24 protein-coding genes are annotated in these 18682 nt (G+C 41.6%); 16 read left to right on the top strand and 8 right to left on the bottom strand.

The window, feature by feature from the left end:
* Positions 1 to 254: 254 nt before the first annotated feature.
* The 3 genes from U9O96_08345 to U9O96_08335 are packed head-to-tail and all read left to right on the top strand — an operon-like array spanning position 255 to position 1221.
* On the top strand, positions 255 to 752 hold the full coding sequence (locus tag U9O96_08345; GenBank protein MEA2055094.1) for a hypothetical protein: 498 nt from the start codon (positions 255 to 257) through the stop codon (positions 750 to 752).
* A complete protein-coding gene (locus U9O96_08340) occupies positions 749 to 1009 on the top strand; it encodes a hypothetical protein (protein ID MEA2055093.1) in 261 nt (86 codons plus the stop codon). The genes U9O96_08345 and U9O96_08340 overlap by 4 nt, the downstream gene beginning before the upstream one ends.
* Positions 1006 to 1221, top strand: coding sequence for a hypothetical protein (locus U9O96_08335; protein MEA2055092.1), 216 nt, complete (start codon positions 1006 to 1008; stop codon positions 1219 to 1221). The genes U9O96_08340 and U9O96_08335 overlap by 4 nt, the downstream gene beginning before the upstream one ends.
* 119 nt (positions 1222 to 1340) lie before the next feature.
* On the opposite strand, the gene U9O96_08330 is transcribed toward U9O96_08335, so the two are convergent.
* Positions 1341 to 1652, bottom strand: a complete 312-nt coding sequence (locus U9O96_08330) for a MarR family winged helix-turn-helix transcriptional regulator (GenBank protein MEA2055091.1) — start codon at positions 1650 to 1652, stop codon at positions 1341 to 1343.
* A gap of 120 nt (positions 1653 to 1772) precedes the next feature.
* On the bottom strand, positions 1773 to 2375 hold the full coding sequence (locus tag U9O96_08325; GenBank protein ID MEA2055090.1) for a ribonuclease HI family protein: 603 nt from the start codon (positions 2373 to 2375) through the stop codon (positions 1773 to 1775).
* Positions 2376 to 2549: 174 nt separating this feature from the next.
* Between U9O96_08325 and U9O96_08320 the strand changes: the two genes are divergently transcribed.
* The gene (locus U9O96_08320; GenBank protein MEA2055089.1) at positions 2550 to 3425 is read left to right on the top strand and encodes a hypothetical protein; all 876 of its coding nucleotides are present in this window, start codon (positions 2550 to 2552) and stop codon (positions 3423 to 3425) included.
* A 217-nt stretch (positions 3426 to 3642) separates the two neighbouring features.
* Entirely contained in the window at positions 3643 to 3885 is a 243-nt protein-coding gene (locus U9O96_08315) for a hypothetical protein (GenBank protein MEA2055088.1), read from the top strand.
* An 86-nt stretch (positions 3886 to 3971) separates the two neighbouring features.
* Here U9O96_08315 and U9O96_08310 read toward each other — a convergent pair whose 3' ends face one another.
* The gene (locus tag U9O96_08310; protein ID MEA2055087.1) at positions 3972 to 4121 is read right to left on the bottom strand and encodes an AbrB/MazE/SpoVT family DNA-binding domain-containing protein; all 150 of its coding nucleotides are present in this window, start codon (positions 4119 to 4121) and stop codon (positions 3972 to 3974) included.
* Between the two features lie 308 nt (positions 4122 to 4429).
* Positions 4430 to 4681: a SemiSWEET transporter gene (locus U9O96_08305; protein MEA2055086.1), complete on the bottom strand. Its 252-nt coding sequence runs from the start codon at positions 4679 to 4681 to the stop codon at positions 4430 to 4432.
* 179 nt (positions 4682 to 4860) lie between these two features.
* On the opposite strand from U9O96_08305, the gene U9O96_08300 reads away from it, so the two are divergent.
* From U9O96_08300 to ftsZ, 3 genes are all read left to right on the top strand, one after another.
* Complete coding sequence (locus tag U9O96_08300; protein ID MEA2055085.1) at positions 4861 to 5511, top strand: ERCC4 domain-containing protein; 651 nt, start codon at positions 4861 to 4863, stop codon at positions 5509 to 5511.
* A gap of 166 nt (positions 5512 to 5677) precedes the next feature.
* The gene (locus tag U9O96_08295) at positions 5678 to 5905 is read left to right on the top strand and encodes a ribbon-helix-helix domain-containing protein (protein ID MEA2055084.1); all 228 of its coding nucleotides are present in this window, start codon (positions 5678 to 5680) and stop codon (positions 5903 to 5905) included.
* Between the two features lie 47 nt (positions 5906 to 5952).
* On the top strand, positions 5953 to 7032 hold the full coding sequence (gene ftsZ / locus U9O96_08290) for a cell division protein FtsZ (GenBank protein MEA2055083.1): 1080 nt from the start codon (positions 5953 to 5955) through the stop codon (positions 7030 to 7032).
* A gap of 27 nt (positions 7033 to 7059) precedes the next feature.
* Here ftsZ and U9O96_08285 read toward each other — a convergent pair whose 3' ends face one another.
* Genes U9O96_08285 through U9O96_08275 form a run of 3 tightly spaced genes read right to left on the bottom strand, consistent with a single transcriptional unit; the run spans position 7060 to position 10729 of the window.
* Positions 7060 to 8283, bottom strand: a complete 1224-nt coding sequence (locus tag U9O96_08285) for an MBL fold metallo-hydrolase (GenBank protein MEA2055082.1) — start codon at positions 8281 to 8283, stop codon at positions 7060 to 7062.
* Between the two features lie 42 nt (positions 8284 to 8325).
* Complete coding sequence (locus U9O96_08280; protein ID MEA2055081.1) at positions 8326 to 8844, bottom strand: Holliday junction resolvase; 519 nt, start codon at positions 8842 to 8844, stop codon at positions 8326 to 8328.
* A gap of 16 nt (positions 8845 to 8860) precedes the next feature.
* Complete coding sequence (locus tag U9O96_08275) at positions 8861 to 10729, bottom strand: C25 family cysteine peptidase (protein ID MEA2055080.1); 1869 nt, start codon at positions 10727 to 10729, stop codon at positions 8861 to 8863.
* A gap of 87 nt (positions 10730 to 10816) precedes the next feature.
* Between U9O96_08275 and U9O96_08270 the strand changes: the two genes are divergently transcribed.
* Together U9O96_08270 and U9O96_08265 are read left to right on the top strand one after the other, a co-directional pair.
* Positions 10817 to 11368 carry a CBS domain-containing protein gene (locus U9O96_08270; GenBank protein MEA2055079.1) on the top strand — a complete coding sequence of 184 codons (552 nt, stop codon included), beginning with the start codon at positions 10817 to 10819 and terminating at the stop codon, positions 11366 to 11368.
* A gap of 10 nt (positions 11369 to 11378) precedes the next feature.
* Positions 11379 to 12167 carry a CBS domain-containing protein gene (locus tag U9O96_08265; GenBank protein ID MEA2055078.1) on the top strand — a complete coding sequence of 263 codons (789 nt, stop codon included), beginning with the start codon at positions 11379 to 11381 and terminating at the stop codon, positions 12165 to 12167.
* On the opposite strand, the gene U9O96_08260 is transcribed toward U9O96_08265, so the two are convergent.
* Positions 12162 to 13643 (bottom strand): phenylalanine--tRNA ligase subunit alpha, encoded by a 1482-nt coding sequence (locus U9O96_08260; protein ID MEA2055077.1) that lies wholly within the window; start codon positions 13641 to 13643, stop codon positions 12162 to 12164. The two genes, U9O96_08265 and U9O96_08260, sit on opposite strands and share 6 nt — an antisense overlap.
* Positions 13644 to 14039: 396 nt before the next feature.
* On the opposite strand from U9O96_08260, the gene U9O96_08255 reads away from it, so the two are divergent.
* Genes U9O96_08255 through U9O96_08230 form a run of 6 tightly spaced genes read left to right on the top strand, consistent with a single transcriptional unit; the run spans position 14040 to position 18451 of the window.
* A complete protein-coding gene (locus tag U9O96_08255; protein MEA2055076.1) occupies positions 14040 to 15218 on the top strand; it encodes an aconitase X catalytic domain-containing protein in 1179 nt (392 codons plus the stop codon).
* Entirely contained in the window at positions 15215 to 15604 is a 390-nt protein-coding gene (locus U9O96_08250; GenBank protein ID MEA2055075.1) for a DUF126 domain-containing protein, read from the top strand. Before U9O96_08255 ends, U9O96_08250 begins: the two co-directional genes overlap by 4 nt.
* Positions 15605 to 16345 (top strand): isopentenyl phosphate kinase, encoded by a 741-nt coding sequence (locus tag U9O96_08245; protein MEA2055074.1) that lies wholly within the window; start codon positions 15605 to 15607, stop codon positions 16343 to 16345.
* Positions 16342 to 17346: a type 2 isopentenyl-diphosphate Delta-isomerase gene (gene fni, locus U9O96_08240; GenBank protein MEA2055073.1), complete on the top strand. Its 1005-nt coding sequence runs from the start codon at positions 16342 to 16344 to the stop codon at positions 17344 to 17346. The genes U9O96_08245 and fni overlap by 4 nt, the downstream gene beginning before the upstream one ends.
* Entirely contained in the window at positions 17334 to 18296 is a 963-nt protein-coding gene (locus U9O96_08235) for a polyprenyl synthetase family protein (protein ID MEA2055072.1), read from the top strand. Before fni ends, U9O96_08235 begins: the two co-directional genes overlap by 13 nt.
* Positions 18293 to 18451 carry a hypothetical protein gene (locus tag U9O96_08230; GenBank protein ID MEA2055071.1) on the top strand — a complete coding sequence of 53 codons (159 nt, stop codon included), beginning with the start codon at positions 18293 to 18295 and terminating at the stop codon, positions 18449 to 18451. Before U9O96_08235 ends, U9O96_08230 begins: the two co-directional genes overlap by 4 nt.
* Positions 18452 to 18682: the final 231 nt, after the last annotated feature.

The raw sequence follows: 18682 nt of genomic DNA, 5'->3' as shown, positions 1-18682 counted from the left end.
GAGCGGGAGAATGAGAAACAGGTATGTTTGGATGTTGGTTTGGGGGGTTCAGGCGTTGGTTTGGGGGGTTCATAAATGTCGTTCACTTCTGTTGTTAGGGGAGTTAGGGGGGTTTTGATATATCTTAAGTATATAGATTCTCAGTATGGTTTAGATAGTCGAAAACCCCTTGAACACCCCAAACATATCTATTACTCAACCCCCCAAACGGATTTTCCAACCCCCCTAACGGCTGAGTTTTTTGGAGGTTCACAATGAATTTTGAAGTCATGCACAACCGTTATAGCAATATTATTTGTGAAAATTGCAACCATTATGTTGCCGCCAATGATTCTTTTATCCGCCTTCACTTACAGAGAAAAGACGGGATTGGATATCGTGCTGATTTGTGTTCTTTAGAATGCCTGAAAAGTGAATTGAAAAAGAGAGAAATTGCCTTCTCTTCCTTGAAGCAGATAGGAAAAAATGGTTTTGTTAAATTAAATCCTGGCAGTATCCAAAAAATTTATTTGGATAAGGTGAAAAAAATGAATGAAAATGAAGACAAAAAAGAAAAAGAAAAAGAGAGAAAACCCCCCGTAACCACTCTCTTAAACGAAGCAAAAGGGAAACAGGTGCAAGTTATGTTGGCAGATGGGGAACCAATAAGGGGAATGCTGAAGAAATTCAGCATATACGAGCTAGAAGTGGGCAACAAAATAATTTGGAAGCAATCAGTAAAATATCTAAAAATCGAAGGAGAAGGAAAATGAACGACCTTAACCACTTAACAGATGAATTTCTTGACATGCACTGGGAAGCATTCGCTGAAAAGGGAAAATTAAGCACATTGGGGGCAAATATTTTGTTTGTTTTGACGCTTTTCGACCCAGACAACCCCCAACCTGCCTACCCCTTCGGAAAGCAGTCGAAAGAAATACAACGCCAAATAATTAAAATGCTGTGGACGAACAAACCAGCAAAAAAATTGTTACAAGAAGTTCTCAAAATGAGTGAAAGTGAAAAATGAGCCAAATCAGAAAGGACATCGCCGTTCTTTCATTTGCTGTTCCACTTAAGGCAAAAGAGCTTTTGGAAGGAAGGGTTGAGTTGGAAGGCTTTCCCCACCGCTCCGACCTACTCCGAAAAATCATAATGGATTATCTCCGCTATCACACCGCCGCCGAAGATTTTGCTGAAATTTTGGCTGAAATAGAAAAAATGGAAGCGAACAGGATTTAAGCATCTATTTTATAGAAGGGGGATGTCTTATAAGGCTTTCTCACGCATTTTTTTGCCCTTCCCATACATTTATATCCCCCCTTTTTGCCCTGAGATAAGCCAAATTGATGTAAAACTTTTCACAGTGGGATGGGTATCCAATTATCAAAATGTTTTGCCATCAAATAATTCACTCTTTTTTTTGCCTTTTTTGTCGCAACATATAGGATTTTTACTTTATTGTTGCCGTCGGATTCTTTTCCTTCTATTTTTTTCAGATAGCCATTGGTAATTAATCGTTTCAGTTTGTTATGGATATTGCTATACTTCATTTGAAACAAATAAGAAATTTCCATTGCCGTGATTCCTTCTGGGCATTTTCTAGTGATGAACAACAGAATTTTATCACATCCGTTCATCCAGCCAATATCATACTCAATTTTTTCAAACATTCTTTTCACCCATAGGCAAACCGTAGATGAACCGTAGGTGGTAAATTATATAAGTATTAATACTTATAACTTTTCCCTTCGACTTCGATGATGTAAACAGCATCATTATGATGCGGTTTGTTAGAGCTGTTGTTGAACCATGAGTAAAGAAAAAAATGGATACAATTTTTCCCATCCCTTCCTTCTAAAAATTGAAAGCGGGATAACTTCAATTCCTTTACTTGCAAGCTTTAGAAGTTCTTCCCTTTTTCTTTTCTTTTCATACTCTTTTTTTCCAATAATCGCAATGTTAGCAAGTTCATCTGCTCGCTGATTGTAAATTCTTTTTATATCGTTAAAATAGACTTTCTTTCCCATTTTCTTTTGCAATTTATTCGTCAGCTCTCTCGCTTTCCCATAATATTTCATTAGGTGCTGTGCCTTCACCTTATAGACTCCCTTTAATTGCATTATTGCAAACTGACTATCGCTGTTGATTACTACATAGTCGTAATTTATTCCTTTCTCGTGTAATTTTATCGCTTCATCCAACCCTCGTATTATCGCTTTGTATTCTGCTTCGCTATTTGTTCCAAATCCTGCTTTCTCAGATATTTCGTTAATAACTTTATCATCTAATTTTACCACAACCCCTACGCCCAGTTTCCCAGAGCTTGGGTCGCTTGCCGCTCCATCCACTTTTATGGATAGTTTTATTCCTTTCTTTTCTTTCTTCGGTGGCATAATACTACAATGTAGTTATAGTTTAAAAATATTCTGATAGAGAGAATATGCCCAAAAGAAAAGGGATATTCCTACAAAATCGTAATGTAGTAGTTTTTACTGCTGAATCGTAAGCTTTTCTGATAGATAAAATTTATTGGATAACCTTTAAAAATGCAGACATCTTTTTAGTGTATGCAAAACCCTAACCCAAAAACAATCCATGAAGAACCTATTAAAAGAGTATCTCCTTACCGCCTGACACGCCAGGGTCAAGAAAATTTGGCAGCATCAATCGAAGGTGAAGATTGGGATAAAGCAATTAAGGATTTGATATTTTTTGAACAGGCTGTGAGTATGGCAACATGCAAAACTGGTAAAGATACAAATAAATTGCACGAATTATTTTTTGAATTGAGCAATCTCCTAAAAAATCCATTCTCTCTCTGGGGGCATGCACCCAACACTTATATGAAAAAGAAATCTTGCAGGGAAGCATTGCAAAAAATTGTAAATAAACTTTCCGACTATGGCATTTTCATGGGACAGCAAATTTCTCTGGAAGGAAAAACCCAGGAAGAACTTCTGGATATCCTGAAATATCTTAACCATAATATTGATGCCATTTCCGTTCGATTTTGCGAGCAGGATGCCAGCAAGGAAGAAACATTGGGGGCTTTGAAACAACTCCTAGATGGAGTAAGCAAATATTCCGTCAAAGAAAAAGAACTTACCACCCTTAAGATGCATCTTTTAGAAAAAATAACTACTACCATAGGAGAAATGAACTCCGTAAATTTGGAAACCCCTGGAAAACTCACGTTTAAAAATTTTGCAGTTGCAAGTGCCGAAATGCAGCATGCTTTGAACAACTTTCTGATTGCCATTGATAACCCCCTTTATCGCATTCAACTCTTGGAAGAAATGAAGCTGAAGCATGTAAAGAAAAAATCGGAGGAAGACGATGGAACGGATTATCCCCAACTCCTTAAAGAAAATACAGAATTACGAAATGCAATAAAAGAAATCGTGTCTGAAGTCTTGGAAGAAGAAGGAAATAACCTATCCTAAAAATGAGAATGTCGATAGGGAAGCAGAACCTCACCAGTTCCATCGAACTGCCGAAGCCTTTTCTGCTTCCCCGACTAAAATTAGAACAAAAACAAATATCTAATATTCTAAATAATTTTAGTAAAAACAGTATTTACTGAAATTACTAAAATGTCCAATTTTCAACGTAATGAGAGCATACTTTTGACGGGCGTCGCCCGTCGCTGAAATTACTAAAATGTCCAATTTTCAACCAAAAGTTTACAAAAGGAAGATAGCAGATGTTTTCGGGCTTGACCAATCTACAATTAGTAAGATAATTGAAAATATAAGTAATATGCAAATGCATAATACTAATAAAACGGACAAGCGGGAGAAACTGACCAAAGACCAAGAGAGGACGGTTGCACTACTGGCAATAAAGGGGGAAAAACAGCAGGATTTGGCAGAGAAATATGGAGAGGACCCTTTAACGGAATAGCATATTTGCAACGAAAAGTAGGGGATTTCACCATTATAGGCTAAAAAGGGCAAGAATAGAGGCATTTTGAGAGGATGCTGGTATGATTATACCTTTTTGATTTTAAACTCGCCATATCCAATGGGAGCAAATTCTAAATAATCTCCTTCCTTTATATCATGGAGTTGAGCAATTTGAGAGGGAATCGTTACAGCAAGGCTTTCTCCAGCCATTCTAACCTTTCTTTTAATTGCCATGTTTATACACCTATATACGAATATGTATAGACATTTAAATAAGTTTGTCCCTGAGAATGCCATATCATTTTAAATAATATAGTTTACTATATCTTAATGAGAATTAAAAACATACCAATGGCTATTTCAGGAAGGGCTAACAATAAGAAGATTACCAACTGCTTCATAAAAAAATAATACATTTACGGTATAAAACATTACACCAAAAGAATAACTCTGATTCTATCTCCTCAATCTCAAACCCAAATGTTTAATCCCATCCTTTGTTATATATGTTTTTCCTCCCTCAAAATCCTTCTATTCTTATCCTACTGGTATATTTTCTTCATAGTTATTAGAAGTGTGTTACAGCTGACTCCAACAAAATTTGCAACAATTATGGACAAATCTTCTCGTATTATGCCGTAGAGAAGCCATAAACTCATTCCAACAATTAAAACCAAGGGCATGTAATATGAAACATCGTTCAATCTTTTAGTTCTAAACCCTCTCACCAACTGTGGTATAAATCCTGCGGAGGTTATCCCTCCAGCTAAAAGTCCCAATATTGTCCAATCCATAACCAGTCATTGAATCTCCCCCTTTAAATTTATTCCACACCGATCCTTTTTGCATTTCCTTTTTTTACCAAACCCGTGCTGTATTTTAGCGGTGCACTCTTGTCTTAAAGCGATGCTTTACGGAGATATTTGGGAAATATCCTATGCAAAATTAATAAGTGGCTATCCTATCACCATGCATGGATGAGAAAATATCCATTCTGGTTGATTACAGGGAGAGATGTTCGGGCATCGCTCAATTGCTGGCAGAAAGGGGCGTGAATGTGACAGAGGAACAGCTGCCGGTCGGCGATTATATTCTGAGCGACAGGATGGCTGTTGAAAGAAAAAGGGCTCTGGATTTTCTCGACTCGCTGGTGAAGAAAAGGCTGTTCGACCAAATAAAAAGGCTGGCTGAGGCTTATCAGAAACCGATTTTGATTATAGAGGGGGGAGGGCTGTTTTCCAGAAGCATAAACGAGAGGGCAATCTACGGAGCGTTGTCATCCATAATAGCGGACTACGGATTTTCGGTTGTCACCTCGAGAGATATGGGGGAGACGGCCAGCATATTGTACGGCATGGCGAGCAGGGAACAGATAAAAATTAAGAAAGAAATAGCCCTCAGGGGCAACAAGCCTTCCCTTTCCATAAAAGAAAAACAACGCTACGTGGTAGAGGGCTTGCCATTCATTTCTTCGGTATCGGCAAAAAAACTGCTCGATTATTTTGGTTCAGTTAGGCGGATTATGAACGCTACGGTAAATGAGCTGTGCGAGATCGAAGGCATCGGAAAGAAAAAGGCAGAAATTATAAAAGAAATCATAGAGATGAAATGGGAAGATGATTGAAGTTTTTCGTCATAAAGTTGGTTTATACACAGCAAAAAACGAAAGTTATATAAAGCCTGAGGGTATTACTTTGTCTGACAAAAGGCAACTGATGACATCTCCTGGCATCTCAATGTCGGGCGATATCTGACTGAAAGTCGCTGGTTTGTCAACTAGAGGGGAAAAAATGGAAACACAGAGGGTGACAGTAAGACTGCCCGTGCATCAAATAAGGGCCATAGACACGTTTATTCGTTTGGGGGAGTTTGCATCCCGTTCCGAGGCAGTCAGATCTGCTGTGTCGCACCTTATTGAGGAAATAACAGAACGAGTGTATGAAAAAGCGGAGACCCTCAAAAAAATTCAGCAACTGGAAGCGTATACAACCCAATTAGAAAAATTTAGAGAAAAATAGGAGGGATATAATAACAACTACCAGCCTATCAAAAAAGGAGGAAAAATATGAAGTCATTAATAGCTGATGCGATAGAATATGGAAAAGAAGACATACGTCAGGCAGAATGTGACGAATTCGGTGTAGCCAAGATAGTTGTTGTCGGCTGTGGAGGGGCAGGCGGCAACACTATCAACAGACTAAACAGAATAGGAGTAAAAGGAGCGGAAACAATAGCAATAAATACCGATAAGCAAGACTTGGAATTAATAGATGCGGACAAGAAACTGCTTATAGGAAAAGATATAACCCGCGGGCTAGGAGCGGGAGGATATCCTGATTTGGCAAAGAGATGCGCAGAGGAATCAAAGGACGAAATAGACAAGTTACTTGGAGAACCAGACCTTATTTTCATTACGGCCGGCATGGGCGGCGGCACCGGTACGGGGGTCAGTCCCATGATAGCAAAAATAGCAAAAAGAAAAGGAGCTATCGTTGTGGGCATGGTTTCCATACCTTTCAAAGTCGAAAGGGGTCGCGTGCTAAGAGCTGAGCAGGGACTGGAGATGCTAAGAAAAAATTGTGATTCGGCTGTCGTACTTGATAACAACAAGCTGCTTCAGTTCGTGCCAAACCTGCCGATAGATAAAGCTTTTTCTGTAATGGATCAGCTTATATCCGAAACGGTAAAGGGTATATCCGAAACCATACTTCAACCGTCTCTAATAAACCTGGATTATGCGGATGTGAAAACAATAGTATCAAGCGGTGACGTCGCAGCCATGCTCTGGGGCGAAGGAAGCACAAACGAAGGGCCGGAGGCACTTGCAATGGAAGCAATGCATCACCCGCTGCTGGAAGTAGATTTCAGAGGGGCAAAAGGATGCCTGATTCACATGACTGGCGGACCTGACATGACTCTAGATTTTGCCGATAAAGTTGCGAGGAGTCTGACTGAAGATATGGATCCATATGCAAATGTTATATGGGGCGCCCGTGTAAACAAAGATTTTCATGGAAAATGCCGTATAATGGCTATAATGACGGGTATAAACTCTCCGTATATTCTTTCCCCTGATACAGAAGGAGTAGAGATACCAAAATGGGAGGGAGGTAAAAACAAATTAGGAATAGACCTTATTGGTTAAATTTTTTTGTCCTCCCCCCTTCCTCCCCTATATTTTTAATTTTTCTTCATTTCTTGGTGTGGACACATTTGCAAAACCCTTTATTTCCTCTGCTAGTGCTGACGGATCATCGGAATGAAAAATGATGACGTCATCGGGAGAACATTTTTTTGCGAACTTAACGAGTTGGGAATGACCGGCATGAGCCGAAAAATCAAAGAATTCTATATCGCAGTTGATTTTCCTATTTATGCCGTACATTTTTATCCCTCCTTTTTCAAGCAATCTCCTGCCGTTTGTGCCTTCCACCTGATAACCTGTAAGAATAATCGCTGATTTTCTATCATCCCGTATTTTATCAACATAACCAAGCACCGGGCCGCCATTCATCATCCCGCTTGTTGTAAGTATCACATCACCTTCCATGGCAAGCGTTCTTCCCATATTTGAATAAACCACCCTCAAACTGTTCATAGCTTTTTTTAAGTCTTTTCGTGACCGTATATATTCCGGGTAACTTAACAGGATATCGGTTACTTTATTTCCCATCCCATCGAGCCAGACGTCATATCCATGCCCCTCTAAAATCATTGCCATTTCCTGAGTTCTCCCAACTGCAAATGCGGGTACAATAACCTTACCGCCTCTTCCAACAACCTCATCAACTTTATCCAAAAATTCCTTTTCCAGTTGTTCCCTATTGGGATGGTCCTTTCCAGAATATGTTCCTTCCAGAAAAAGCGTTTTGCATCTAACCGGTTTTGCTCCCCTAAGAAGTTTTGTATCTATTGTGTTAATATCGCATACAAAGAGCGTATCCGTATTCTTTACCTCAAACATGATTGAGCCGGGTATGTGCCCTGATGAATGGAATTTGACCTCAATGCCGCCTATATTCTCAGACCGCAACGGCTCTATGGTAAAGAAATTTTTTATGGCCTGGTTGATATCCCTCTTGCCATACGGAAAGGGATAACCGTTTGCTTCAGATATCTTTAAAGTGTCCTTAAACAGGAGTTTGGATATTTCCTGGGTAATAACCGTAGAAAAGATGGGCACGTCATATCGTCCTGAGAGCCAGGGAATCATGCCGGAATGATCAAGATGGGCATGGGATAAAAATACAAAATCTATTGGGGGTGATTGTTTGGGGTATTCAGGAGGTTCCCCTGGCGTAAGCCCGTAGTCAAATAGCATGGAATTGCCATTAATCCTGGCAAATATGCCCAACCTGCCGACCTCATCTCCGCCGCCCAGAAATTCTATGTCCATTAATAAAAGGTAATAGGGATGTGCATTTAATATTTAGGTTGCTTATTTTATCAGTGTTGTCGTGTAATCTATAAAGTCAGATAGTTTCATGCCTTCATCCCATTTCAGGAGATAGTTGTTGCTTGCTGTCTTTCTTATTTTTGGGATTCTTGCATACAAAATCTTTGACTTTCCCTCAAGACCTTCCAGTTCCAAAGAATAAATTCTCCATGAATCGCCGTGGTAATTCTTTATCCTGAATGCAAAAAGAGGGAGTACTTTCGCTTTTTCGCATTTTTCAAGCATTTCTTCAGCCTTGCGCTGCATTCTCCCTCCCTCATGACTGAAAAGTATACTTTTTTCCTTCCTCGTCTTTATTTCGACTAAGAATGATATTTCGCCCCTCAATGCAACAATATCGGCAATGCCGAGAGAGCCTGCAGCCCTTACTACAACGAAAGGATTTTCTGTGATTTTAAAATATTTCTGCCTTTCTTCACTGCTGCAACTTTTCGTTACTTTCCCTATAATAGCTTTATTTCCAGAAAGTATTTCCCTCAACTCACGCTCGTAGTCGCTCATGGTAACAGACTGTTGATTATGGATAGCCCTCTATCTTTAAACTCGGGTCTCCGAGCAACACAAATGCCTGTATGGTATGAAGGTGCCATCTCTCAGGTGGGCTATTAAAATGTTCAACATAGTTGCCCACCGTATACCCCCAGCATTCCCCGAGATGTTGCAATCCCTCTATACCATATGCATAAAAGAGCTTTATCTGCATGTAGCCGTAGCCAGATTCTGCACAGTCCGATTCATTTATCCCGTCTCCATCAAGATCGCCTTCTTCACCCGGAGTGGCAACGGGAAATGCAGTATATCCTAAAGATGCTATCGCCCCTCCTCCGTATTTTCGGGCAAACCACCAGCTCAACCCTTCGGGATAAGGTATGCCACCTGTCCACGGATGAACAGTCATGCTCATGTTAAACATTGCCGTATGACAGCCCCCAATCACAGCAATCGGGTATTCCTTATTGAAAAATAATGGAAGATCGTATACTTTTAAGCCGTCTTCCCATACCGGTGGGTCAATATTCCCCGGCTTGTGTGTACTCCAGTAAATAGGACTCCCATGTCCGTGTAAATGTATAAATGCAGCTCCTTCGTTCAGCCCCTCTTTCATTGCATCTGAGGTGACATCCATCTGGCTGGCATATATTTTTTTTGCTTCAAATCCCGGCAGACAATCCAATAATTTGTCACAAACAGTTTCTCCTTCATAATCCACTCCTTCCTCAAAATTGTCTCCACCGGCAAGAACGATTCTTTTACTCGCCGTTGTGCTCTCATATCTTATCGTCTTGTCCACCATTATTTTGACCTCTGCCTTACTTCTGCATGCCCACCTGCCGAGATAAACATCAGGATACAGATCCATCTCATCCTTTAGGTGGCCGAAACTCTTCCATTCACTGAACACATCATTTTCATCGGTATCCCATGAAGAGAATTGCCCGTCGGAATCATAAATATCTGCAAAATAAAGGTCGCTTATGTATTTAATTTCGTCAACCCAGTACACCCATGCGTATCTCACCGGCATAAGCCATTCTTCTTGCACACCTGGCTTTCTCCCTCCTACAAGAAGCACGTAGTCTATACCCCATTCTTCTATTGCATTTTTAATGAAATATTTTACCTTCTCTGCATCATCCCTGCCCTGAACGGTGAAATAATTGCCGTTATAGATTTCATCAAGTGAAACGAGCATCGTTTTTACACCATAGCTTTCCTTATGCTCTACCAGCGGCTGCAGAGCATCGCTGAATTCCGCTGGCGTTACAATGAGCAAGTCATAAACATCATTGTCAAGCATTGGCTTTTCAGGAGGAATGTAATCCACTTTTATCTCAACGTTATCGGCGTATTTTATCATGCCCCCCAAAGGATTATAATGCACGGGATATACAGAAACAACCAATAATGTGGCATGTTCTCCGTCCTTAATCCCACCCATCGTTTTGTATTCATGCCATTTTTCGGGATATAAAGACGCTTTCCCATATACGCTTCTGTCTTCCCACTTTTTTATTGGCTGTGTTTCCATACCTGGTGGAACGGGCTCATAAGCGGGCATTATCTTGCCGTGAACGGGCATTTCTTTTATTCCGCCTGGAATTACTTCAATGCCGGTAATCTTTGTTCCAATAGGGAATGCAAAGACTTTTTTATATACCGGCATGACGGGCTTCCCCGGGGAAAGGAAAACAGAGCATCCTTCCACATTTAAGTTGATATACCCGTTCCTGTCAGTTATAACAGGCTCTGAAAAAACCTCTTTTGATTGGATGGAGTTGAAAGAGTCGGAAACATTCTTTCCCTCATTCACTCCTTCGTTGACTTCAATTGCACTGGCTGCTCCAAAAAGAAGGGCCAAAACCACAAAAATTGCTATCGCCTTCATTTTTTCTGCCTCAATCCATTATATGAAGACGATATTTAAATTTTGATATGGGAAAATGTTTTATTCATGAAGGATATATATTATTGTATGAGGACGGAGGTAACTATCAGGGACATAATGAGCATCAATCCTGTCATGATAAGCAAGAAAGCGAGCGTCATGGATGCAGCAAGGGAGATGAAAGGGGATGGCGTTGGAAGCATAATAATCGTGGATAATGGGAAACCTGTGGGCATAGTAACGGAAAGTGATATTCTCAGAAAGGTGGTGGCGGAGGGAAAATATCCATCAAAAATATCTGTAGAAGAGATTATGAGTTGTCCCCCTGTAACTATCTCGCCAGAAGCGAAGATAGAGGAAGCAATAAAAATTATGGGCGCAAATAAGATAAGAAGGCTGCCGGTTGTAGAAAATGAAAAACTGGTCGGAATGGTTACACAGAGAGATTTATTGCAAATTTCCCCGATGCTGCTTGACGTGGTGAGGGAGCTTGCATCAATTACCGGGTCAGGGGAAAATTCTTATAGAAAGCGGGTATTCCTACACGGAAAATGTGAGGGATGCGGAATGCTTTCGGACAGACTTGTTGAAGTGGACGGTCGCCTGCTTTGCGAATCCTGCACAGAATCCTATAAATAGGAGGGATTTGATGAAAATAAAGGAAATAATGACAAAGGAATTTATATGCGTTAATAAAAATGAAGATTTGAAACATGTGATGGATTTGATGAAAAAGCACAATATTAGCAAAATACCGGTTATGGATGGCGAAAAGTTAGTAGGGATAGTAACAGATAATAAAATAGCAGACAAATTGGGCAGTCTGAGGAGCAGGGGTATACCGCCGTCAAGAATGCATGCCTCTAGTGTTATGGACAAAAAATTCGAGGCAATTTATCCTGAAATGGACGTAAAAGAGATATTGGCGACGGTAGGAAAACCCGGGCTGACGATGCTGCCGGTAGTTGAAAATGGGTTGCTGGTAGGGGTCGTAACAAAGGCGGATTTGCTCCCTTTCGTTAAAGGAAACGAAAAAGTGAAAGAAATAATGAGCACCGATGTCTATTCCGTAAAGCCGGATGACCGTGTTATCCATGCAAGACGCATATTATTCAATAACGATATAGCAAGACTACCCGTTGTTGATGATGGGAAGGTCGTGGGAATACTGTCGGATGAAGAGATTGCATTTGCCCTTTCAGAACTCAAAAAGGTTCATTCTCTCGGTCATCAAAATCATCGTATAAGAAAAATTATTGTAAGGGACGTAATGAAGACACCGGCGATAATTGTAAATGAGGATATAACCGTAGAGGAAGCTGCGGCAATAATGATGAAAAATGAAATCGGGTGCGTTCCAATAGTTGGCGATGACGAAAAAATAAAGGGCATTGTAACAAGGACAGACCTTGTTAGACTGCTTACAGACAAACTATAGTAATGGCAGGCGCCTTAGCCATTCTATATCACTGAAATATAAATCTCTTATATCATAGAGGCCGAGCACCATCATCGCTATTCTCTCCAGCCCGAGACCCCATGCAAGCACCGGCTCTTTTACCCCAATCGGCTCAGTTACTTCCGGCCGGAATATTCCCGAGCCGCCGAGCTCCATCCATTTACCATTCCATTTCACTTCTACTTCCATTGAGGGCTCGGTATACGGAAAATAAGCGGGGCGGAATCTGATCTTTTTAAATCCCATTTTTTTGTAGAATTCTTTCAGTAACCCGATCAATTCGCAGAAATTTGCATCTTCCTCATAAACTATGCCCTCTATTTGATAAAATTCCGGCAGATGTGTCATATCTATATTTTCTCTTCTGAATACTTTACCTATGGAAAATATTTTTGCTGGTGGTTCGGGATTTTCTGCCAGATAGCGTATCGTGTTGACGGTTGTATGGGTGCGTAGAATAACCCGTTTTGCCTCCTGCCTCGAGAATTGGTACCCCCATCCTTTTGAGTTTGTTTTGCCGCCTGTTTCGTGAACATTGGCTATTATCTCAAGCAATGATTCATCTACCTTCATTTCCGAAGGATTATTGCAGTAAAACGTATCCTGCATATCCCTCGCTGGATGGTCCTGAGGGATGAACAGAATGTCCATATCCCAGAAGCACGATTCAACGTAACTGCCTTTTATTTCGCTGAATCCCATTTCAACAAAAATACGGCAGATTTTATTTATCAACTGTGTTAAAGGGTGATGTTTTCCCGGGTAAATAGGAGGAGAGAATGCATTTATATCATATTTTCTGAAATTTTTATCTTTCCATATGCCACTTTTTATTATTTCCGGGGTAAGCTGGACTATCTCATCCTTTATTTCCAACCCATTTTCAACGATTTTCTTTCCGTCCTCTGTGAGATAGATGGTCCTCACTATGCTTTCTTTTTCCTTTACGGCGCCTCTTCTTTTAAGTATCTGGAGTACCTTCTCATCCAGTCCTTCCTTTCCTTCCTTCAGGGCTTCTAGCAATTTTTCTTCTATACTTTTCTCCCCGGATACTTTCCTTCCTTCGTCTGTTAGCCTGAGAAATTTTTTCCCTCCCCTCTTCTCAATTTCGCACCAGCCCTTTCTCTTGAGCCAGCCTACAGCAATGCCCATGTTTTCTTTTCCAAGTCCCAGTTCCTCGAAACTTTTTTCTCCTTCCATCAGTCTGCCCAGCAAATTTTTTTCCGGCAGCCCGTTTTTCAAAAATTTTTCTCCTTCATCCGTTATGGAATATTTCTTGCTGATGCTTTCTTTAATATTTACCAAACCTTTTGACTGAAGCCATGAGGAAGCGTTCATCACCTTCACCATCTCCATCCCTGTTTCCATTATTTTTTCTGGGGTCGCTTCCCCGCCATTATCCTTTAAAGCGAGAAGAACTTTTTTTTCCATGTTGGAAAGTTTTTCTTTTTCCATCCTCTGCTTAAATGAACAATCAATATTAAAATTTGGCTATTCTGAAATGGTGATGCTAATATTTTTATCTCTTGTACCCGTATAGAAGAGTGTCGTCAATCGACCTCACCATCAGAATATATAAATAGGAGGTGATAGATAAAGGTAGCGAAAAAGGCAACACGAGAATCATGGAGGAATATGATTTTCTCCTTGTTCTCAAAGAATTATCATAGAAGATTTTATGCAGATTATGATAAACAATTCCATCCATTTATTTTACCGGTATTGATGTTCATTTCTGTAACTTCTATGACCTGCAGGTAAGCATATTTGTAGAGTGGGAAAAACCTTCTCTCAGCCGAAAGCCAAAAAAGAATCCTCAACATTTAAGAAAGAGAAATACATATACCCTTGATGTATCTCACAAAAGAACAGGAAAGAATGCTGGATGGTGAGGAGGGCGAGGTTGCTGCAAAAATGATTCGCCTGCTTGTCAGGCTGGGAGACATTTACAATGCCGATAAAATGATTCCCGTCGGCTCTGCTCAAGTGGCAGGTGTCTCTTACAAATCCATCGGCGACCCGGGCCTTGAATTTCTGGAAGATTTTGCTTCAAAAGGAGCGAAAGTAAAAATTCTGACATACCTCAATCCTGCCGGCATGGATCTTGAAAATTGGCAGGAGCTCGGCATCCCCGCCGATTTTGCGGAAAAACAAAAGCTGATAATGAATGCATTCAAAAAAATAGGTATTGTAATTACGGCAACCTGCACCCCGTACCTTGCAGGAAATCTGCCCCGTTTCGGGGAACATATAGCATGGTCCGAGTCGTCCGCAATCTCTTTTGCCAATTCCGTCATAGGGGCAAAAACAAACAGAGAGGGAGGGCCTTCCGCACTTGCCGCAGCCATATGCGGCCTGACGCCCAATTATGGTCTCCATTTGGATGAAAACAGGAAGCCTGATTTCGTCATTGATGTCAGGGCAGATTTGGACTTTAATGCAGATTTCGGGGCGATGGGATATTTTGTTGGAGCTGCAGTGAAGAACAAAATCCCCTACTTCAGGGGCATAAAGAAAGCAGATACGGACAATCTGAAGGCTCTCGGGGCTGCGATGGCCGCATCCGGGGCGGTGGCGCTGTACCATGTAGATGAAATGACTCCAGAAGCCGGCATGATGGACACCGATGGCATTGAAAAGATAGAATTTGGCAATGAAGAAATTAGGGAGACATACGAGAAACTCAATACTGGCAAGGAACCAGATGTCGTCATAGTTGGATGTCCCCATGCGTCATTGAGGGAGATTATAGCAATAGCAGAAAAAGTTAAAGGAAAAAATTTGAAAAAGCCTTTATGGGTATGCACTTCTAGGGCGATGAAAGAAACCGTACAGAGAATGGGGCTTCTGGAAATAATAGAGAATGCAGGAGGAAAAATAGTTGCCGATACTTGCATGGTAGTCTCACCGATAGAGAAATTGTTCAATACAACAGCTGTCAATTCCGGAAAGGCTGCGAATTACCTGCCAAGCTTCTGCAAGCAGAAAGTGGTTTTTGGCAATATAGATGCATTATTGGAGGAAAAATGAAGGCAAGAACAATTTACCCGGGAATGGCAGAAGGAACAGCACTTGTATCACATCAGCCGATAGGATTTTATGGGGGTATAGATGCAAAAACTGGCATTGTCATAGAAAAAGGGAGTGAAATTGAGGGAGAATGCGTGAAGGATAAAATGCTGGTATTTCCCTGCGGAAAGGGCTCCACTGTCGGCTCTTACGTCATATACGGGCTGAAGAAGAATGGAGTTTCACCTCTTGCAATTATCAACAGCGAAACGGAAACCATAGTTGCAACGGGGGCCATTCTCGCCGGCATACCGTGCATTGATGGCATTGAAATTGATAAAATAAACACGGGTGACAGATTGCGCATAGAAGCAGGTGAAAAAGAAGCCGATATGATAAAGATTTAAATGATAGCCATAAAACTTGGTGGCTCCGTTATAACAAACAAGGAAAAGGAATGCCGCTTTAATAAAAGGATAACCTACCGCCTTGCAGGGGAAATAGCAGAGGCAGGCAAAAAAGTCATGATCGTTCACGGGGCAGGCTCGTTCGGGCACCCTCAGGCAAAGAAACATGGACTGCATAAGGGATTTGTAAACAGAAAAAAACAGATTGATGGCATATCGCTGACACACTTTACTGTACGACAGCTGAATCTGAAAGTCATGGATGCTCTCCGCTCTGCCGGCATTCCCGCCGTGTCCATGCCGCCCTTTCCTTTTCCTGACGAAAAGTTTTCGTACAGGATTGGGAGGCTGGTGGAGGTGGGGCTTATGCCCGTAACGTTTGGTGATGTTCTTCTCAACAACGATGTTTCAATCATTTCAGGGGATGCCCTCATGGAAACGCTTTCGAAGGAGCTGGGGGCCGAAAGGGCAATCTTTGTCACAAACGTTGACGGGATATATGCCGATCCTGGCAGAAAGGGCAGCATCATCAGGGAATGCAGTGCCGACGAATTGAATGGCATATTCTTCAGAGGAGATGTAAAGGCTGATGTAACATCGGGCATGGCTGGAAAGGTGAGATCTATAAAAGAGATGGTTTATTCAGGTATCGAAGTTGATGTGGTCAACGGCAGAAAGCCGGGAAGATTGAGAGATGCCATAAACGGTAAAGTTGTTGGCACGAGGGTGATTGAAAAATGAACGGAAGAAAAAAAGAGCATCTTGAAATATCCAGAAATGAAGAAGTTAGCGCAACGTACAATTACTGGGATGATATAGAATTCGTACATAACGCCCTGCCAGAAATAGACATGGGCGAGATAGATATAACCTGGAAAGAGTTCGGAAAGGAAATGAAAGCTCCCATCATAATTGCGGGCATGACCGGTGGATTTGATGAGGCAAGGGAAGTGAATGAAAGGCTTGCAAAAGTTGCCGAAAAATTCCAGGTGGGGATGGGGGTTGGCTCCCAGAGGACCGCTCTTGAGGATGAAAGCCTGGCTGACAGTTATTCCGTGATAAACAATTATAACATTCCACTAAAGATTGCCAACATAGGGGCTCCACAGCTTCTGGAATGGAAAGATGCAGTCGAAAAGGCATCACAAGCCGTAAAAATGATCGATGCGGATGCGCTTGCCATCCATCTGAATTTTTTGCAGGAGTCAATACAGGTAGAAGGCGATAGAAATGCAAAAGGTTGCCTCAACAAAATACAGGAGGTTGCATCATCACTTTCCACTCCTGTCATAATCAAGGAGACGGGTGCCGGGATATCAAAAGAGGTTGCATTACGGCTGTGCAGAACAGACATAGCTGGCATAGACGTTGGAGGTATGAGCGGCACATCGTTTGCAGCCATAGAGGCACACAGGGCAAAAAAGATGGGTGAAAGCGTACAGGAAGAGCTGGGCCGTATGTTCAGGGATTGGGGGATACCCACGCCGTTGTCTGTCATTGAGGTTAGAGAAGCGTGCCGCGATACCGGCATGACAATAATCGCAACAGGCGGCATAAGAAATGGAATTGATGTTGCAAAAGCCATTGCCCTGGGGGCAGATGCCGCAGGCATGGCTTCCGTCCTTCTTGATGATGGCGATGATAAAATGGGGATCAGCGTAAAGGCATTAAAAAATGTAATGTTTCTCACAGGATGCAAGAACCTTGAAGAATTAAAGGAGGCGGATCTATGGACGGTATGAACGAGCTGATGGATGAAGTGAATGAAGCCATAACTGGCTACCTGAGTGAAAAAGAGCCGAAAAAGCTGTATGATGCAGTAAAGTACCTTCCGTCTGCTGGTGGAAAAAGGCTCCGCCCAATCATAGCAATGCTGGCATGCGAAGCGGTGGGGGGCGAAAGAAAAAAAGCGATACCGTTCGGTGTTGCACTGGAAATAACCCACACATTCACGCTCGTCCATGACGACATCATGGACAAGGATGAGGAAAGGCGGGGCATGCCTTCTGTACACAAAAAATTCGGGGAAGCAACGGCAATACTTGCAGGGGACGCCCTCTTTGCCAAGGCATTCGAGATAGTGACAGAAACGGAAGATGACCCAGATATGGTAAAAACGCTGGTGAAAAATCTTTCCGTCACGTCCAGGGAAATATGCGAAGGGCAGCAGATGGATATGAGCTTCGAGGAAATGGAAGAAGTGGATGAGCAGGATTTCTTACTCATGGTTGAAAAGAAGACGGCAAAGATGTTCGAGTACGCCGCTTATGGGGGGGCAATAATCGGTAACGGAAGTCCGCAGGAAATAAAAGCGCTGAAAATGTATGGAAGAAATCTTGGAATGGCCTTCCAGGTATGGGATGATTGTCTGGATATCATCGGCAAGGATATCGGCAAACCTGTGGGGAGTGACATAAGAGAGGGAAAACGAACGCTTGTTTTCCTCCATGCATTGAAAAATTCGCCCAACAGAAACAGGCTGCTGCAGCTATATGGAAAAAAGGATGCATCTGACGATGAGGTAAACGATGTAATAAAAATTTTTAAGGATTCGGGCTCACTGGATTATGCAAAGGATAAGGCAATAAAATTTTCTATGGATGCAAGAGAGAATTTGGGAGAGCTGAAAGATAGCGATGCAAAAGCCATGCTGACTGAAATTGCGAAGTTTGCCGTCGAGAGAGAAAAATGAGGGATGAGGAAGGTCTAAACAAAATCTATTATGAAATCAAGATATCCTCTTTTTCCGTCAACAGCCTTGTGCCTCTTTACAGAATTCAGAATTCTTTTTATGCAGGCCATTGTCGCATTTTTGGAGAAATCATTCAAATAGAGGGAAATTTTTAGATTTAAACTCAAGTTTAAAAGATCCTTGATTTTTCCTTCTGTAGAAGTGTAGTAAAATTTTAGAATTTTCGCTGCTAAATAACTTTGATATACCTATCAAGTCTTAGTTGCGAAAAAACAGCAGCTTGTACAGGGTTCATCTCCTTGACTTTCAACTGAATATCACCTGTCCGAACATCTTTCACTAGAGCTACTTGTAAGTCTCTCAATTCTTCAAGGAGTTGCTCGTCA

The organism is Candidatus Thermoplasmatota archaeon (genome assembly GCA_034660695.1).
Classification (GTDB): Archaea; Thermoplasmatota; E2; order UBA202; family DSCA01; genus JAYEJS01.
This window is presented reverse-complemented; position numbering and strand designations above follow the sequence as displayed.

Coding starts and splice junctions, on each gene's coding strand:
- U9O96_08325 (MEA2055090.1), bottom strand. CDS start 2,375: ATGCCACCGAAGAAAGAAAAGAAAGGAATAAAACTATCCATAAAAGTG.
- U9O96_08265 (MEA2055078.1), top strand. CDS start 11,379: ATGAAAATAAAGGAAATAATGACAAAGGAATTTATATGCGTTAATAAA.
- U9O96_08305 (MEA2055086.1), bottom strand. CDS start 4,681: ATGGATTGGACAATATTGGGACTTTTAGCTGGAGGGATAACCTCCGCA.
- U9O96_08310 (MEA2055087.1), bottom strand. CDS start 4,121: ATGGCAATTAAAAGAAAGGTTAGAATGGCTGGAGAAAGCCTTGCTGTA.
- U9O96_08230 (MEA2055071.1), top strand. CDS start 18,293: ATGAGGGATGAGGAAGGTCTAAACAAAATCTATTATGAAATCAAGATA.
- U9O96_08245 (MEA2055074.1), top strand. CDS start 15,605: ATGATAGCCATAAAACTTGGTGGCTCCGTTATAACAAACAAGGAAAAG.
- U9O96_08300 (MEA2055085.1), top strand. CDS start 4,861: ATGGATGAGAAAATATCCATTCTGGTTGATTACAGGGAGAGATGTTCG.
- U9O96_08285 (MEA2055082.1), bottom strand. CDS start 8,283: ATGGACATAGAATTTCTGGGCGGCGGAGATGAGGTCGGCAGGTTGGGC.
- U9O96_08330 (MEA2055091.1), bottom strand. CDS start 1,652: ATGTTTGAAAAAATTGAGTATGATATTGGCTGGATGAACGGATGTGAT.
- U9O96_08255 (MEA2055076.1), top strand. CDS start 14,040: ATGTATCTCACAAAAGAACAGGAAAGAATGCTGGATGGTGAGGAGGGC.
- U9O96_08295 (MEA2055084.1), top strand. CDS start 5,678: ATGGAAACACAGAGGGTGACAGTAAGACTGCCCGTGCATCAAATAAGG.
- U9O96_08270 (MEA2055079.1), top strand. CDS start 10,817: ATGAGGACGGAGGTAACTATCAGGGACATAATGAGCATCAATCCTGTC.
- U9O96_08260 (MEA2055077.1), bottom strand. CDS start 13,643: ATGGAAAAAGAAAAACTTTCCAACATGGAAAAAAAAGTTCTTCTCGCT.
- ftsZ (MEA2055083.1), top strand. CDS start 5,953: ATGAAGTCATTAATAGCTGATGCGATAGAATATGGAAAAGAAGACATA.
- fni (MEA2055073.1), top strand. CDS start 16,342: ATGAACGGAAGAAAAAAAGAGCATCTTGAAATATCCAGAAATGAAGAA.
- U9O96_08335 (MEA2055092.1), top strand. CDS start 1,006: ATGAGCCAAATCAGAAAGGACATCGCCGTTCTTTCATTTGCTGTTCCA.
- U9O96_08345 (MEA2055094.1), top strand. CDS start 255: ATGAATTTTGAAGTCATGCACAACCGTTATAGCAATATTATTTGTGAA.
- U9O96_08280 (MEA2055081.1), bottom strand. CDS start 8,844: ATGAGCGACTACGAGCGTGAGTTGAGGGAAATACTTTCTGGAAATAAA.
- U9O96_08275 (MEA2055080.1), bottom strand. CDS start 10,729: ATGAAGGCGATAGCAATTTTTGTGGTTTTGGCCCTTCTTTTTGGAGCA.
- U9O96_08250 (MEA2055075.1), top strand. CDS start 15,215: ATGAAGGCAAGAACAATTTACCCGGGAATGGCAGAAGGAACAGCACTT.
- U9O96_08340 (MEA2055093.1), top strand. CDS start 749: ATGAACGACCTTAACCACTTAACAGATGAATTTCTTGACATGCACTGG.
- U9O96_08235 (MEA2055072.1), top strand. CDS start 17,334: ATGGACGGTATGAACGAGCTGATGGATGAAGTGAATGAAGCCATAACT.
- U9O96_08315 (MEA2055088.1), top strand. CDS start 3,643: ATGTCCAATTTTCAACCAAAAGTTTACAAAAGGAAGATAGCAGATGTT.
- U9O96_08320 (MEA2055089.1), top strand. CDS start 2,550: ATGCAAAACCCTAACCCAAAAACAATCCATGAAGAACCTATTAAAAGA.